Origin of the sequence: Streptomyces cavernae (genome assembly GCF_004023625.1) — a bacterium.
Classification (GTDB): domain Bacteria; phylum Actinomycetota; class Actinomycetes; order Streptomycetales; family Streptomycetaceae; genus Streptomyces; species Streptomyces cavernae.
This window is the reverse complement of record NZ_ML137710.1, coordinates 198046-213061: the sequence shown is the minus strand read 5'-3', so window position 1 is coordinate 213061 and position 15016 is coordinate 198046. Positions and strand designations below refer to the sequence as shown.

Here is a 15016-nt window from a genome sequence, read left to right as displayed (position 1 = left end):
CTCCAACCGGCGCGCATCACGCGGCCCCGGGGCAAAGGCGACTTCCAGTGCCAAGCCCACCACTTACCGCATGCCGGCCGTCGGGATCCAGGCCGACCGGCAGATGGACCTCCTGGCCGCCGCGGTCAGCACATGCGCAACCGGTCGCCTGGCGGTCAAGATCCGCGACTTCGTCCGGGAGACCGGGCTGGAACGACGCGACATCACCCCCGCGCTACGTTTCCTGACCGACACCGGCCTGCTGACGTCGGGCCCGGCCGGATGGACACCCACCGTCTCCGGCGTGCGCGTCGGGCAGTCATGGGCCACCAATCGTGAGGCCGCCAGGACGGTGTTCGGCGACGTCTGGCGTGACTCGTGGGTGTACCGACTCCTGTCCGACTCCGTACAGCCGGGTGTCGCGTACAGCGCCGAGGACATCGCCAGGGCCATGAAGCCCTACCCGACATCCACCCTGTCGCCGTGGGTGCACCTGGTGGACTGGCTCGAGCTGGCGCGGTATGTCGAGCGCGACGCCGATGGAAGGCTCCACCTGTCGAAAGCGGTCGGAGCCGGGGAGGCGACTCACGGCAAGGCGGAGGAGCAATCGCAGGACCCGGCCGCCGATCCGTCCGCGCCGCAGGTGGGCCTGGTGCTCCCGTTGAGCATGGATCAGCTTCTGCACCTGACCGCCGAGGACTACGGCGCGGTGATGCGATCGCTCGCGACGATCTACGACGTGTTGTCCCGCCAGAGGACCTGACACCCCGTCGCTGAACCCGGCGTCTTCCGCCGCTCTCGTCACCCTTTCGCGCGCGAGCGTTTGCGCATCGAGGGCCCCCCTCTCAAGGCTGGTGTGAACTTGCACCGCCTTGGGAGGTAGTCACCCATGCCCGTCCCGCGCGCACCCAGACCCCACGAAGCGCTGCCCGCCGACCCCAGCACGCCCGCAACCACTTCTGCGGACGTCACGCTGGCGCATGCCGTCGAGCAGACCATCACCCTCTGGACCGACATGACTTCCCAGGGACAGATGTCCCCGCAGACCAGCCGCTCCTTCGGGCAACTGCTGGAGCGCTACCAGCGCTATGCACAGGCCCGCGGTATCCGCCTCGTCGCCGAGGTCACCCTCGACTTCGCCGAGGACTTCGTCTTCGCCCAGGGCCGCACCCGACACGGACTGATCGGTGACTCGGCCGCCGCGACCCTCCACCAGCGCCGCGCCGTCCTGCGGTCCTTCTACCGGACTCTGCGCGAGCTGGGCCTTACCGACGCCGACCCCACCCGGGACATCCGCCTGCCCGAGCGCACCAGAACCCTGGTCCGCCCCCTGGACGAGGACGAAGCCATCGCCCTGCGTCACGCCGCGGAGTATGTGAGCAGGCCCAGCCGGCACGCCGCGGCGGCAGCCCTGGCCCTCTCGGGCGGGCACACCGGCGAGATCGGTCACGCCCGCATCCGTGACCTGGACCAGGACGCCGCGGCCGTCTGGATACACGGCTCCACCCGGACAGATCCACGGTGGTGCCCTCTCGACCCATGGGCATTGCGCGTGCTCCAGGCGAGGGCCGCCTTCGTCAGCCGACAGCAGCGCTCCTCGGAGACGACCCCCGACGCTCGGCTCGCTGTCTCCTCGGCCCCCGCTCCGGACGAGCAGCTACAGGCCCGGGCCTGTGTCGCGCTCGCCGACCTCATCCGCCGCATCGGGCTGGGTGCCGACCCACGGGTCAAACCGGCCTCGCTGACCGCCTACGCCGCTGTACGGATCTTCGACGAGACCGGAAAGGTCGAGAAGGTCGCCCGCGGGCTCGGCCTGCGCTCCCTGGACCGGGCAGCCGATCTCGTCGGCTACGACTGGTCGCGCCGTACACGGGAAGGGCAGGTCGGCCGTGCCTGAGGACATCTTCGGAGATGCCGTCCCGCCGGCCCAGCGCGCACCACGCAAGCGGGCCTTCACCGACAGCGACCGCCGCACTCTCCACGAGCGCCTCGTCGACTGCGCGCACAACCCCGACCTCTACGAGCTGGCCGAGACGCTCCCGCCCCCGGCAGGACCGGCAGGCCCCGCGACTACCCCGATGTCGCGTTCCTGTTCTTCCTGACGGCCCGCAGCGTGCTGGCCTCAGCCCGCCGCGCTGCCGCGCACCTCGAAACCCGCAGGTCTGGGCCATCCTGAAGGCCGGGGTACGGGCGGAGCTCGGGGCCGTGGCCGCCGCCTGCCTGCCCGAAACGGGACCGACCCGGTCCCAGTGGCTCCGTGCCCAGCAACGGCTGCGCGAGCATGCGCACGACCTGTGGGACGCGTACCGGGTGCTGGCCCTCGACCAGGCACTTGGACAGGGGATCTTTCCCGAAAACGAGACCCGGTCCTGGAGCAGACCACAACGACACCAGCTGATAGCCGCTGACGGAACCGTCCTCAAATCCCCGACCCTGGCCCGGGCCGGCCAAAGTGTGGACATGACGACCGGCGAAATCCGATATCACCGTGTCGACCCTGCTTCCATCGCGCAGATGGAAGGCGGTGGCAGGGAAGTGTACGGCCCGAAATACGTGTTCTTCTCCGCCCGAAAAGACGAGAACTACCTGTCACGAGTCTTTCTGGACTCGCGCTACGTACCCCACCTCCACCCGGGCGGAGAGGCCGCCGTCGCCATCGAAGGCGTCATCGACATCATGTCCGCGGCTCCCGGCTGCATGGGAGTCCTCTACGACGGCGCGTTCCGCGGCGTACACCGCGATGCCATTGCCCGGTACGGCGGCTCGTCATCAACAAACAGCACAAGGGGAACGAGCCGCAATTCTACGAATCACTACGCCCCGGTCGCTGCATCCACGAGCTGTGGGCGGCCGACGGACGCATCGCGGAGAAAGTCCACTATGCCGACGGCACCGCGGAACTCCTCCCCGTTCCCATCAAGCGACTGGAGCGACGCGGAATCCAGACGTTCCGCTGGTACCACCTCCTGGCCATTCCCTGCCGCCACGGCCTCCACGAACACAGGGTCGCTGTCGGGACGACAAGCCGACAGGGCGAGCGGCCACGCGGCGAAAGTGACGAGGAACGCGGCTTCCACCGTGCCGAGCACCTGCAACAGATACCAGAGCTCACCCGCACCCATCAGCTCGTCTACCCCTACCGAAGCGACGCCGAGTCGGGCCACTCACAACTCGACGCCTCCCTGTGGAACGGACGCCTCATCTCCTACGGCGTCGAAGCCCAGCAACTCCTGACCCTCGGCTTCGTCCTCGCCCAGAACTCGACCAGCCGCGCACTGCACGAGGAGGCAGCCCCCATGTTCAGCCACACGGCCTGACCGCCTCCTGCCCGCCCCCAGTCCGAGACACCAGCGCCCGTCCGAGCCTCGATCCGGTACCCTGTGGATCGAGCGCCCCGGCGGGCGCTGTGGCGTGTCACGCGGGCTCCGCCCACCTGCTCACCGCAGTTGCTGCCTCAGGTCGCTCAGGGCTTGACCGAGAGACCTGGCCACGACTCGTACACCGAGTTCCGCGCAAGGTTTCGCCCAAGCCCCGCCTTCGTAGCTCAGGGGATAGAGCACCGCTCTCCTAAAGCGGGTGTCGCAGGTTCGAATCCTGCCGGGGGCACAGACAGAAGGGCCAGCTCAGGAGGGGTTTCCTCCAAGGCTGGCCCTTGGCCATTTCAGGCGCCGTGCCACATCCATGCCACTACGAGCCCGCCCGATCCTTTTCAGAGGGCTCGGGGCTGGCCACTCCCCCGCCGCCCGGATCATGGCCCCAAGCCGGTCGGCGATGGCCCGGTCCCGGTCGCTGGTCATGTGCTGGTAGATCAGCGCGGCTCGGGAGCTGCTGTGGCCCATGCGCGTCATCAACTCCCGGGTGCTGGCTCCCGCCGTCGAGGCGAGCGTGTTGCCGTGTGCCGAAGGTCGTGGAAGTGCAACTCGGCCGTGACACCCGCAGCCTTCCGAGCCTTCACACAGTCGTCCCTCCACCGCAGGTGCCCGCCTCTGCGGATCGACGAAGACGTGTGTCTCGGTCGGCGGCGGCGAAGTGCTCCAGATGATGCGTGACCGCGTCGAGGAGTGTCTGGACCACGTCAGGTCAGGAGGTATGCCTCCAGGATCGTCACCGCGTAGGTGTTGCCGGTGGTGTCGGTCAGGGTGGATGTGAGGGAGACCGAGCGGGCGTTTTCCGGGTGGGTCAGGGTGAGGGTCCTTTTGCCGTGGCTGGTGGTCACTGGGGCGGGGGACCAGGTCTTGCCGGCGTCGTAGGAGACCTTCACCGTCAGGGATTTCAGGTCAGTGGCCGCCGGGCCCTGGAGGGAGAGGGGGATCGTGGTGCGGCGGCCTGCGGGGGCCGTGCCGGTCGGGGTCAGCTTCGGGTGGAAGCGGACCGTGGAGAGGGGCAGGGAACCGGAGTCGGACGGGCTGGACGTGAAGGTCCAGGCCGCTGTCAGGCGGCTCGTGGTGGTGGCCACGCCTGGCGGGCGGGTCAGGTTCGTTCGGATCGTGTAGCGGGCCGGGACGGACGGGAGCTTCTCCACGGTCTGGCAGAGGTCGCCGTCGTTGTCGAGCAGGGTGCTGCCGTCCGCGGTCACCGTGGTGTGGCGTTTCGCTGTGGAGGAGGCGGGGTGTCCGCTCCCGTCGGCGAGGTCGGGGACGCACAGGTCGAGGGTGTCGCCGTCGCGCTGTGCGCCGTACGGGCCGCCGGTGATCGGGCTGAAGACGCCGACGTTGTACGTCGCTGCGTAGGTCCGGCCCGCTTGGTACGACCTCGCGCTCTCCGTGCCGTAGAAGACGTCATCGTCGTCTCCGGAGGCGTTTCGCTGGCCCAGGTTGGCCGTCCACTTGAAGCCCTTGGGCGTGGTGACGTAGATCTTCGCGGTCGTCGGCAGCGGGAAGGGGTCGCTCACCGTGCCCAGCGACAGGGTGGGGCCGCTCCACAGGACGTTGACGATGCCCCTGCGGTGTGCGACGGACGAGCCGAAGTTCCGCTTCAGCAGGGCCAGTTCGTTCATGCGCGTGGTGTGCCGATAACCGGTGGGGAAGCGGTCAGGCAGGTTGTGGAGCAGGTGGTAGGTGGTGCTGCCCTTCTGCCACAGGCCGCCGAGCTGCGTGCTGAGCCTCCCGGCCGGGGCGGTCGGTCCCAGGGTCGCGGTGCGCAGGTTCTTGAACGTTCCCCAGAACAGGGTGCTGTTGTGCGGTTCGCTCCCGGTGTCTCCGGTGCCCACGGCGAGGTTGATCTGGCCGTCGGACATCTTCGCGCCCTGCGGCGCGGTGATCCGGACCGGCTTCGCCTTGCGCGCGTCGAAGACGACCGTGGTGTCCCCGGTCAGCGAGAGCCGCGGCCGGACCAGCGCGGAGGTGCCCCCGGCGTCGTCCATCACGGTGTCCACGACATAGTCGCCGCGCGGGACCCGCACCCGGTACACGCCCTTGGAGATCTGCTCGGAGTCCTTGAGGTTCGTGGTCCAGTACGTGCCCGAGTACCCGAGGATCTCGGTCAGCGGAGCGCTCACGGGCCGGCCGTCGCGGTCGAGGAACTTCAGGGTGAGGTCGTATGACTCGGCCTCGCGTACGACGCCGAAGGCGGTCCGTACGGCAGCGGGGCCGGCGCCGTTCCGCGCGGTGGCGACCAGCGTGCCCGAGTAGGCGCCGTCCGCCGCCTCGACGCGGGTGTCCGCGGTGAGATCGACGTCGGCGGTGCCGCCCGCCGGGACGGTGAGCTGTGTGGTGCTCAGCGTGAACATGCCCTTGGGGGCCGTGCTGCCTCCGGGGCCGGTCGCGGTGGCCGTCAGGTCCAGGGTGACGGGCTGGTCGCCGTCGTTGCGGTAGGTGATGTGCTGGGTGACCGGCCGGTCGTCGGTGTGGGGCCACAGCTGCTTGCCGAAGGACACGGAGGTCTGTTCGCTCGCCACCGCCCCCTCCAGTGCCCGGGACACGTCGAGCCGGCCCGTCCCCTGCTGGTAGCCGGTCGCGCCGGTGGTCGGGGTGGTGGACGCGGTGAGCGCCTGCTTGATCCGTGCGCCGGTCCAGTCGGGGTGCCGCTGGGCGAGGATCGCGGCCGCCCCTGCGGCATGCGGCGTCGCCATCGACGTACCGGACATGGAGACATAGCCGTCGGCAGCCGGGTCGCCCATGTGGCCGTGCGCCGCCCTCGCCGAGACGATGGCCACGCCCGGCGCCGTGAGGTCCGGTTTCAGCGCGCTGTCGGCGGTCGGGCCGGTGCTGGAGAAGTCGGCGAGCCGGTCCTCCCCGTCGACGGCGCCCACGGTGAGCGCCGACTCCGCGGCCCCCGGGGAGCCGACGGTTCCCGCGTCGGGGCCCTCGTTGCCGGCCGCGGCGACGGTGAGCATGCCGGTGCTCTTCGAGAGGGCGTTCACCGCCGCCTCGACCGGGTCCTCCCCCGGGGTGTCGTCCTGGCCCAGGCTGAGGTTGGCCACCCTGGCGCCCTGCCCGGCGGCCCACTCCAGGCCGGCGATGACGCTGGAGTCGCTGCCCTCGCCGCTGTCGTTAAGCACCTTGGCGTTGAGGATCCCGGCACCGGGCGCGACGCCCTTGTACCGGCCGCCGGACCGTTCGCCGGAGCCCGCCAGCGTCGCGGCCACATGGGTGCCGTGGCCGGCCATGTCTTCGGTGCTGCCGGTGCCGGTGAAGTTCTTCGAGGCCTTCACCGCCGAGGCGAGGTCCGGGTGTGTGGTGTCGACGCCGGTGTCCAGGACGGCGACCTTGACGCCCTTGCCGTCGTATCCGGCCGCCCAGGCGGCCGGGGCGCCGATCTGCGCGACGCCGCCGCCCGCCTCCCCGGCCTTCGCGCCGTCTTCGTCCGCCGGGGCCTTGAACCGGCCGTCCAGCCAGACCCGCGCGACTCCCTGCTCCTCGGTGAGGGCCTGCCACATGTCGTCGGCCCCGGCCTTGGGCACGGTGATCGCGGCGCCCGCCACACTGGGCAGCTCCCGGCGCACGGTGGCGTCCGCGTCCGCGACCAGCGACTTCTGAGTGCTTCTGCGCTGGGCGGACTTGCCCTCGTACGACACGATCAGCGGGAGCGTGCCGCGCCGGGTGTCGTCGTAGCCGGCGCGTATCAGGCCGCTGACATCGAACAGCCGCATGTCCAGGACGCCTTGGCCGATCAGGGCGGCGGCGTCGGCGGGAACGACGTACTGATCGCCCCCGACGCCGCGCACGGACACCGGGACGTGCTCACGGCCCGGTGCCCGCCGTACGCCCGTCACCCGGCCCCGGGCGTCCAGCCGGACCCGGTCGCCGGTGAGGAGAGTGACGTACCGGTCGGCCGCGGAGGCGGAGCCGGCGGTCCGCGCGCCGAGGGCGGGGCTGCCGGGCGCCGCGACGGTGGCGGTGGCCTGCGTCCGTACGCCGAGGCCGGAGCCCGTGGCCGCCACCGAGACACCCGTCATCAGCCCCGCCACCAGCAGGGCGGCCAGCGAGGCGCTTGTGGTTCTGTCGCGCATTCAGCTCGCCTGCCCGGGGAGCTGCTTGTTGGCGTCGACGACCGCGCGCTCGGTGATCGCGCTGGTGTGCGTGACGGTACCGACCTTGAGGGGGTTGTCCGCCGTGGCCTTGACCACCACGATGCGCTGGCCGAGGAACCGCAGCGTCTTCTTGTCGAAGATCCACTCGATGCGCTCGCCGTCGTTCTCCCGCGCGATCGCGACCCCGTGCCGGCCCGTGGCGTCGACCGCGTCGTTCACCGCGACGACGCCGGGGATCTTGGCCGCGGCCTTGTAGAGGGCGGCGCCGACCTCGGCGGGCGGGTAGCTCTCGAACAGCAGATCGCCGATCGCGACGAAGGCGGCCTGGTCGCGCGGGACTTCGGGGTCCCGGACGGCATCCGACTCGCGGTAGATCCGCTGCAGCAGCGTGTCGGGGTCGGTCGGCAGCTCGGCCAGGGCGTTGTAGGCGCCGCTGAACGGGGTGTCGCCCTTCAGGGTGATGCCCTTGTCGCTCGTCTTGCCGGCCTCGATCAGCCAACCGTCCCTGCCGTCAAGGGAGTTCCAGACCTGGCGGGAGTGCAGCTCGTCGCTGACCACCTCGCTCTTGTCGCCCTCGGTCTTGATGTAGGTGTCGGCCACCTTCGAGGCGATGTAGATGTACTGGCCCTTGCGCGGGGTGGGCGCGGAGGTGTCGGCGGCGGCCAGGGAGATACGTTCGAGGAGCTGGGGGGCGCCCTTGGCGTCGGCGGCGCCGATCCGGGTGGTCAGTGCGGGGCCGGTGGCCAGGGCGGTCCTGCCGTCGTCCGCGCCGCCGCCGGTGAGGGCGAGGCCGCCCGCGACCGCGCCGGCCAGGGCGAAGGCCGCGGCGGGCAGCAAGATCGTACGGCGCAGGAACGGGTTGGAGCGCTTCCCGGGCGCGACCGGAGAGGTGGCGGACGTACGGGAGGAGGTGCGGAGGTCTTCGTGGATCCGGGCCATCATCTGCTCCTTGTGGAACTGGTGGCGGCCCGCCGGCAGATCCCGCTCGGCGGAGGGCAGCAGGCTCTGCGTCTCCGTCCACTCGGCCGGGTGGGGCCGGTGGGAGGGGCTGGCGTTCATCGGTTTCCTTCCTGTGCGGACCGGACCGCGTATCCGCGATCACCTGTTATCTGCCGGTTCGTGCGGGTGGGTTCCCGTTTTTCTCCGAGCAGTTGCGCGTCGGCGAGCTTGCGCAGCTTGGCGCGGGCGCGGGAGAGGCGGGAGCGGACGGTGCCGACCGGGATGCCCAGGGCGCGAGCCGCCTCGGCGTACTCCATCCGCTCCCACAGGCACAGCGTCAGGACCTCACGCTCGGGGCGCTTGAGCAGGCTGAGGGCGGCGAGCGTGGCGTTGATACGGCGCCGGCCGTCCAGGCGTCCGGCGGTCTCCTCTGCGTGGTCCTCGACCCGTTCCTCGGCGGCGTGCGCGGCGGCCGCGGCGCTCGCCGCGTTGCGGTAGCGGCGGTTGCTGCGGTGGTGGGAGCGGGCGACGTTGGTGGCGATGCCCAGCAGCCACGGCCGCAGCGAGCCACCTTCGGCCTCGACCGAGGCCCGGCGCCGCCACGCCTCCATGAAGGTCGTCGACATCACGTCCTCGGCCAGCGACCAGTCGGCGGTCAGCCGGAAGGCATGGTTGTACACCGCGCGGGCGCACTCGTCGAAGAGTTCCGCGAAGGCGTCCGGATCTCCGTTTCGCACCCGGGTTCGCATATCTGTGGTCACGTCTTGAACTGACGTACGGTGCGGGCGAGTTCCCGTGAGACACGTCACAGCCGTCGTACAGGTCACCGGGGCGGTGACCTGTACGAGGACTCGGTGGACATGGCAGCCGCCCAGCCGCGCACCGCTCAGGCTGCGAGGCCCGAGAGCAAGGCGCCCGATCTGATGCCGGACCCGGTCCGGGGGTGCGCAGGCCGGTCGAGAAGCTGTTGGAGGTGTCGAGGCCGAACGCGGGCGCGGAACAGGCTGATCCGGCAACGCCCACCGGCACGGGCGGGCACCGGTCTCACCGACGGTGAACGGCGCCGTTGTCGTCGTACGCAAACCAGGCCCGGGCTTCGGCAGAGCTGCTCGCCCCCGGGCAGCGACACTTGCGGACCGGAGCGGCCGAGAACCGACGGGGCCAGGGCCTCGGGCTGACGATCGCGCCGGTCCAGGCAACCATCAGCACGCTCACGGGACTCGCCGCCCTCGGCCTGGCCGTCTGGTCGGCGTTCGCCCGCTGAGGCACAGGCTCACACCGCATCGGAGAACAAGGAGACCGGATTGACCACACCCGACCTGATCTTGGCCAACCTGCTGGTGCTTGGCCTCGCGGCCGAGTTGTTCACGCTGGTGGACAGCGAGGACGGCAACACGCGGTCCGAACGTTTCCGTGCCTGGCTGCGCCTTCACAGTCGCCCTGGCCGCGCGCTCTTCGCGGTCGCCTGGACGAGCCTCGCCGTCTGCTTCCTGCTGCGCATCCTCTGATCGCGCTACTGGAGGGGAGTCCAGCGGAGATCGGCCGGATTCCAAACCCACGTAAGGCGCCCCTCCGACTCCACGTACCAGCGCCCCTCCTTCGCTCCCTCCGGAAGCCACATCACAGATCCGCGGACTTCCCGTGTTCCGGCACGTCCCATCTTGAGCAGCTGGGCTACGGCCTCCGCGGGGAGATCATCAGCGAGGAGCACGCGAGCACCGGAGTCCTCATCGCTGAGAGCGACACTGACCTGCGTGCACAACTGCGGATCGGGCGGCGGGAGTTCCGCCTGATTTCGTGTTCGCTGCAGCAGGCGACGTACCGCGTCGCGGGCGTTCGTGTCGATGGAGTCGGCGAGCTTGCCGCCCATAGCCGTGGCGACCGCTTGGACGAAGGGCGCCACGGCCAAGGTGATGGCCACGGTCACGTACGCCGAGCCGCCGGACACCCGACGCGTCACCGCGACCTCGGCAGGCGGCAATGGGAAGTCCTCGAAGTCGGCTGGCATGTCAGCGTGTTGATTCCCCACCCGTACCTCTACAGCGGTCGAACGGCAACGCCCCGGGCAGAGTGCGAGTCAGATCCCGGGGCACCGTTCCACAAGGAAAGAGAGGCCCAGTCTACGGTCTACAGCAGCGCTGCCGGGCAGCACTGCAAGGCCTTTACGGGCCCTGCGATGCAAGCACCTCGGTACCCTCACCTGCTCTGCGCCCACCACACAAGGCCGGCGACCACGGCACTACCCATGGCAGCGCTGGCCCCGCGCACGAGCCCGAACAGAGCGGTGCGTCCAAGGCGCTGGACCGTGAGATTGCTCCGAACCCTTTTGACCACGTGAACCCCCTGAGGTACCGAGCGGGCCAGCGCCACGCTGCTGGTTTCCATTTGGGGGCTGCGCACCTGCTCCGGCCACACATCTCGTGACGATCCGGATTCCGGACTCATACACTCGGTTCCGAGTCGGAAGTTCCGACTCGGAGGTCCTGAGACGGGGACGGCATATGACGTCACCACCCATGCGGGCGTTCACGGACTTGTGGGATGCCGCGCGGGCTCGCCTGGCCGCCGAGGGAAGCAGCCTGACCTTGGTTCGCGTCCATCGCGAGACCGGAGTACCAGTAGCCACGTTGAGCGACTGGCGCACCGGAAATCACGCTCCACGTGACGCCGACCGTTTCCTCGAAGTCGTACGCCTCTTGAGTCGTTGGGCAGAGCTGCCTCCCCCAAATGTGCGCCAGTGGATACAACTGGTCGAGAAGACTGGCGAAGCCCGCGCAGTCAGGGATACTTCGGCTGCCAACGCAGACATTTTGTGGCTACCGTCCATGGTCGGCCTCGGGGATCGAATCTCGACAGGCTTCTCTGCGCGTCAAGTAGAGGTAGACGCCTTGTGCGTGACCGGTCAAACGCTGGCCTTGGCCATAGCGCGTCCAGTTCAGGACATACACGCGGGCAGGATCAGACCCGAAAGCATTGGCGTCAGAGTCCTGTTGCCAAGTCGAGACATCAGCCTTGCTTTCCCGGTGTCAGTCGAAGCGCCTGAATCCGACGATCCACTGCATAGCCAATGGCTGATACAGCGCAATACAAACGCAAACTCACTCAGGACCGCCCTGCTCTCACTTCGCAGATCGCACGGCATTGACGTGCAGGTCTCCTTCCGGGCCGTCCCCTTCACCCCGATGGCAGAGCTTTACCTGATCAACGGGACTGAGGCGCTCTTTGCCTACTGCATGGTGTCGCGTCGAGAGGAAACCATCGATGACACGCTTCACGATGTCTTCGACGCATCGACGGATGTTTCCTTGCAAAGGCGCTTCAACTCAGGCGAAGCCCTGGACAACGATACCGTTTTCGTTGAGCAATCCCACCTGTGGTTCAACTCAATCTGGGAAACGGTCTCCGCAGATCTCTCCTTCTACTGAAGATCAAGTAACTTAGAGGATGTCTCACGTGGTGAGTTTGGCGAGCTTCTTGTAGCAGGTGAGGGCGGCTGCGAGGCCGAGGAAGTGAGATCCCTTTCGCTCGTACCGGACGGTGAGCCGGCGGTAGCCGAACAGCCAGGCGATCGACCGCTCGATCTTCCAGCGGTGTCGGCCGAGCCGCTCGCTCGATTCGATCCCGGGACGTGCGATGCGTGGGACGATTCCGCGTTCGCGCAGCCAGGCGAGCTGTTCGGCGGACAAGTAGGCTTTGTCTGCGCGGAGTTTGGCGGGCCGCTCCCGCCGCGGCCCTCGGCGGGAGCGGGCGGCGGGTATGCCACGGATCAGGGGCTTGAGGGCCAGGCTGTCGTGGGTGTTCGCACCGGACACCGCGACGGCCAGAGGGATGCCCTGGGCCTCGGACAGCACGTGCAGCTTGCTGCCCTTCTTGCCGCGATCGACCGGGTTCGGTCCGGTCAGCGTGCCCCCCTTTTGGCCCGAACCGAGGCAGCGTCGACGATCGCCGAGGTCCAGTCCAGCTCGCCCCGCGCGCCGAGTTCATCCAGGACCGCCAAGCCGACGCCACAGCCCCGCCGGGTCCGCGCGGTGAACCGGCGATGCGCCGTCGCGGGCGAGACGCCGAACGTCTCCGGTAGATGCCGCCAGGCACACCCGCTGGTCAGCACAAACACGACCACCGTGAACACGGACCGCTCGTCACACGGAGCGGTCCCGCCGGCCTGCGGACGGGAATTGAACGACGGCAGCAACGGAGCAGCCAGCTCCCACAGACCGTCAGGAACCAGCCGGACGGTTCACGGAACGGCGACAGGTCAGACGGTATCGATCTGCCAGGCGATCACACCGGTCGACCCCTTGGAACCATCGACGTCGATGCGCAGTGCCTTTGCCGCTGTGATCCGCTGTTGGACCACCGACTGGTCGCACGGCACCTTGGTCTCCGTGCCAGTGCTCGCCGGCGTGAACACCAACTTGGCGCTACCGCTGCCGAAGCACATCAGGCTGATCTTGTAGGTCTTGCCCTCGCTCAGGCTGGGCTCTGTGTGGATGCCGTCGGTCACACGCTCTGCTCCGGCCTCAACCATCGTCCCGCCATGGACGGCGGCCAGGGCTGCCTGGGCCTGCTGGGTGAGCTTCTTCTCGTCCGGTCCAGCTGCCGTTTGAGAGACGCTCGGTACGGACGGCGTTGAAGAGGCGGCGGCTTTGCCGTCGTCGTTGCTCGACGTGCACGAGGCAAGCAAGAGCACCGATGCCGCTACCGTGCATCCGGCGACCAAGGGCCGCAGGTTCCGTGAAGTCATGACGCAGTTTCCCAGTACCTCCAACCGGTCTCAGCCGTAGGCAGGGTCGCATTGCGACTGTTTCCCGGCCCGATGAGCTGGGCCGAGCTTCGCGTGCTCAGGCCCTGACACCTCGGAAGGAACCTCTGTGCAAGCGCCACCCCCACCAACTCCGCGAAGCTCCTCGCCGACATCGCCGAGCGCACCGTTCTGACCTACCTCGAGGCATTCCTCGGCCTCCTGCTCGCCTCGGGTACGACCAACGTCGTCAACCTGTCCGCACTGGAGTCCGCAGCCATCGCCGCGATCCCGGCCGGCCTCGTTGTGGTCAAGGGTGCCGTCGGCTCCGTCCTCGGGGGCCGGCACCGCGTCATGGCTCCCCGCCAGGAGAGCCCCGGCCTCCAGCGCCATCGGCTGACCCCAGGAGGGACGCCGCGCCCTCGATCAGATCCCGGCAGTCGCGGTCACCGAACGAGAAGTCGAGTTTCGCTCATCTTGTCTGGAAACCCCCAGGTCAGTGGCACGACGCGGTTGCTGCCGTACGGATCTGTGCCAATGGCCACAGCGAGCGGGACAGACGTGGGCTCATACTGAGTCATGACAAAGCCTGCGGCACCTAAGCGTCACCTGCCTACCAGCCCCTTCAAAGCCCCGGTCGCACCGGCCCCCAAGCACTTCGCCATGGGCGACCAGGTCACACACGACATGTACGGCCTCGGCCGGGTAATCGGCGTCGAGGAGGGAATCGCGGCGCTCGTGGATTTCGGCTCGGCGCAGATGCGGATCTTGAGCCCCTACGCCAAGATGACCAAGCTGTAGAACCGCTGTGCCCGGTCACGGCACGCCAGGTCCCTTCAGGGACCTGTAACGAAAGGCAGACCTCTCATCGACCCGACGTCGCTGTTCTCCGCCCTGGAAGGGCAACCCCGCCGTTCCACCGCAGTATCACCGCCTCCGACTACCAAACCCTTTCAAGCCCCGGACTTCGGAGAGGACGAGAGCTTCTGGTCCGAGGATGCACAGGTGCCCGCCCCGGGCACGCGACCGGCGCGGCCCAAGGCCGCCTAGCGGATTGCCCAGCGGTGCTTTCGACGGCTACTCGCGGCCTGGCCGCACGGTAACTGCCTGTACTGCCTGTACCTGAAGGCCCGGCAGGCAGACGCCGTGCGGCCGGCGGCCGTGTTCCGCAGACTCGTTCCGGCAGATTCTGACGTCGTGTTCTGCGACGAGGGCTACACCTTCGACGTCCGCCTCCGGCCGGAGGCCAGCGATGCCGAGTTGACCGGGGTGACCGGGGTGACCGGGCTGACCGAACTGATGACGGCTGGTCAGGCCGCTAGGGCAGGTGGCGTTCATGCGGGTTGGCGACCTGCTCCGCCACCCGCCCGATCTTCGCCAGGCGGACCAGCGTGGGCCGGGACAGCACCTCTCCGATGTCATTCAGGGCCACGATCAGTTCCTCCACCCCGTCCAGGGGCGCCTCCTTGCCCGCGTGCAGGAGTACGCCTCTGTACTCCTCGGACGAGATCACTTTGGCAGGCATCTCAATGCGCTCCTCAGCCGCGTCCGCGAGGAACAGGGCCGGAATCGATGTATCGAGCGCCAAGGCGATGGCCGTCAGCTCAGTCGCCGTGAACGCCCGGCCACCGCGCTCCGCCTGGTGGACAGCCTGACGACTCCAGGACTTGCCCAGGTATCGGCCCACCGCCTCACCCAGTTCGGCGAGTGACATCCGCCGAGTTTCCCGGAGCCGCGCGATTTGTCGCCCGATGGCTTCCTCAACCCGCACAGCTACTCCTAGGTGTCATTCCCTGCAATGACAAATATACGCCACCGTTGACAGTCACTCATCCTGGCGCCTACCGTAACGCCAGGCATTTCCCTGTCACTGCTCAGAATGACAG

Annotated in this window: 15 protein-coding genes and 1 tRNA gene; 8 read left to right on the top strand and 8 right to left on the bottom strand. The window is 68.7% G+C overall.

The genetic code is table 11. The features are described 5' to 3' along the window. Positions 1–70: 70 nt before the first annotated feature. The 3 genes from EF387_RS04520 to EF387_RS04510 all read left to right on the top strand — a co-directional run bounded on the left by EF387_RS04520 (position 71) and on the right by EF387_RS04510 (position 2081). Complete coding sequence (locus tag EF387_RS04520) at positions 71–742, top strand: hypothetical protein (RefSeq protein WP_128375154.1); 672 nt, start codon at positions 71–73, stop codon at positions 740–742. 126 nt (positions 743–868) lie between these two features. Continuing rightward, the gene (locus tag EF387_RS04515) at positions 869–1876 is read left to right on the top strand and encodes a tyrosine-type recombinase/integrase (RefSeq protein WP_128375153.1); all 1008 of its coding nucleotides are present in this window, start codon (positions 869–871) and stop codon (positions 1874–1876) included. Beyond that, positions 1869–2081, top strand: coding sequence for a hypothetical protein (locus EF387_RS04510; protein WP_128375152.1), 213 nt, complete (start codon positions 1869–1871; stop codon positions 2079–2081). The genes EF387_RS04515 and EF387_RS04510 overlap by 8 nt, the downstream gene beginning before the upstream one ends. A gap of 711 nt (positions 2082–2792) precedes the next feature. On the opposite strand, the gene EF387_RS04505 is transcribed toward EF387_RS04510, so the two are convergent. Then, entirely contained in the window at positions 2793–3143 is a 351-nt protein-coding gene (locus EF387_RS04505) for a hypothetical protein (protein ID WP_128375151.1), read from the bottom strand. A gap of 369 nt (positions 3144–3512) precedes the next feature. Between EF387_RS04505 and EF387_RS04500 the strand changes: the two genes are divergently transcribed. Continuing rightward, positions 3513–3585: transfer RNA gene (locus tag EF387_RS04500), tRNA-Arg, on the top strand. A 469-nt stretch (positions 3586–4054) separates the two neighbouring features. On the opposite strand, the gene EF387_RS04490 is transcribed toward EF387_RS04500, so the two are convergent. Genes EF387_RS04490 through EF387_RS04480 form a run of 3 tightly spaced genes read right to left on the bottom strand, consistent with a single transcriptional unit; the run spans position 4055 to position 9150 of the window. Next, complete coding sequence (locus EF387_RS04490; protein WP_128375150.1) at positions 4055–7429, bottom strand: S8 family peptidase; 3375 nt, start codon at positions 7427–7429, stop codon at positions 4055–4057. Next, positions 7430–8509 (bottom strand): CU044_5270 family protein, encoded by a 1080-nt coding sequence (locus EF387_RS04485; protein WP_128375149.1) that lies wholly within the window; start codon positions 8507–8509, stop codon positions 7430–7432. It lies immediately after the preceding gene. Further along, on the bottom strand, positions 8506–9150 hold the full coding sequence (locus EF387_RS04480) for an RNA polymerase sigma factor (protein ID WP_128375148.1): 645 nt from the start codon (positions 9148–9150) through the stop codon (positions 8506–8508). The genes EF387_RS04485 and EF387_RS04480 overlap by 4 nt, the downstream gene beginning before the upstream one ends. Before the next feature lie 305 nt (positions 9151–9455). On the opposite strand from EF387_RS04480, the gene EF387_RS04475 reads away from it, so the two are divergent. Next, positions 9456–9653, top strand: coding sequence for a hypothetical protein (locus tag EF387_RS04475; protein ID WP_128375147.1), 198 nt, complete (start codon positions 9456–9458; stop codon positions 9651–9653). A gap of 40 nt (positions 9654–9693) precedes the next feature. Further along, positions 9694–9897 carry a hypothetical protein gene (locus EF387_RS04470; RefSeq protein ID WP_128375146.1) on the top strand — a complete coding sequence of 68 codons (204 nt, stop codon included), beginning with the start codon at positions 9694–9696 and terminating at the stop codon, positions 9895–9897. 5 nt (positions 9898–9902) lie between these two features. Here the strand turns inward: EF387_RS04470 and EF387_RS04465 are convergent, their stop codons facing one another. Then, a complete protein-coding gene (locus tag EF387_RS04465; protein ID WP_128375145.1) occupies positions 9903–10397 on the bottom strand; it encodes a hypothetical protein in 495 nt (164 codons plus the stop codon). Between the two features lie 508 nt (positions 10398–10905). Between EF387_RS04465 and EF387_RS04460 the strand changes: the two genes are divergently transcribed. Then, positions 10906–11814, top strand: coding sequence for a GntR family transcriptional regulator (locus EF387_RS04460; RefSeq protein ID WP_128375144.1), 909 nt, complete (start codon positions 10906–10908; stop codon positions 11812–11814). A gap of 24 nt (positions 11815–11838) precedes the next feature. Here EF387_RS04460 and EF387_RS04455 read toward each other — a convergent pair. Both EF387_RS04455 and EF387_RS48005 read right to left on the bottom strand, forming a co-directional pair. Then, a protein-coding gene (locus EF387_RS04455) for an IS5 family transposase (RefSeq protein ID WP_128375143.1) occupies positions 11839–12617 on the bottom strand; the annotation gives its coding sequence in 2 pieces (ribosomal slippage) (positions 11839–12305 and positions 12305–12617; 780 coding nt in all). A gap of 27 nt (positions 12618–12644) precedes the next feature. Continuing rightward, entirely contained in the window at positions 12645–13133 is a 489-nt protein-coding gene (locus EF387_RS48005; RefSeq protein ID WP_238431327.1) for a hypothetical protein, read from the bottom strand. 576 nt (positions 13134–13709) lie between these two features. Between EF387_RS48005 and EF387_RS04440 the strand changes: the two genes are divergently transcribed. Then, positions 13710–13931 (top strand): hypothetical protein, encoded by a 222-nt coding sequence (locus EF387_RS04440; protein WP_128375142.1) that lies wholly within the window; start codon positions 13710–13712, stop codon positions 13929–13931. A gap of 517 nt (positions 13932–14448) precedes the next feature. Here EF387_RS04440 and EF387_RS04430 read toward each other — a convergent pair. Beyond that, positions 14449–14901: a helix-turn-helix domain-containing protein gene (locus tag EF387_RS04430; protein WP_274388921.1), complete on the bottom strand. Its 453-nt coding sequence runs from the start codon at positions 14899–14901 to the stop codon at positions 14449–14451. Positions 14902–15016 lie beyond the last annotated feature (115 nt).

Coding starts and splice junctions, on each gene's coding strand:
- EF387_RS04520 (WP_128375154.1), top strand. CDS start 71: ATGCCGGCCGTCGGGATCCAGGCCGACCGGCAGATGGACCTCCTGGCC.
- EF387_RS04515 (WP_128375153.1), top strand. CDS start 869: ATGCCCGTCCCGCGCGCACCCAGACCCCACGAAGCGCTGCCCGCCGAC.
- EF387_RS04490 (WP_128375150.1), bottom strand. CDS start 7,429: ATGCGCGACAGAACCACAAGCGCCTCGCTGGCCGCCCTGCTGGTGGCG.
- EF387_RS04485 (WP_128375149.1), bottom strand. CDS start 8,509: ATGAACGCCAGCCCCTCCCACCGGCCCCACCCGGCCGAGTGGACGGAG.
- EF387_RS04465 (WP_128375145.1), bottom strand. CDS start 10,397: ATGCCAGCCGACTTCGAGGACTTCCCATTGCCGCCTGCCGAGGTCGCG.
- EF387_RS04460 (WP_128375144.1), top strand. CDS start 10,906: ATGCGGGCGTTCACGGACTTGTGGGATGCCGCGCGGGCTCGCCTGGCC.
- EF387_RS48005 (WP_238431327.1), bottom strand. CDS start 13,133: ATGACTTCACGGAACCTGCGGCCCTTGGTCGCCGGATGCACGGTAGCG.
- EF387_RS04440 (WP_128375142.1), top strand. CDS start 13,710: ATGACAAAGCCTGCGGCACCTAAGCGTCACCTGCCTACCAGCCCCTTC.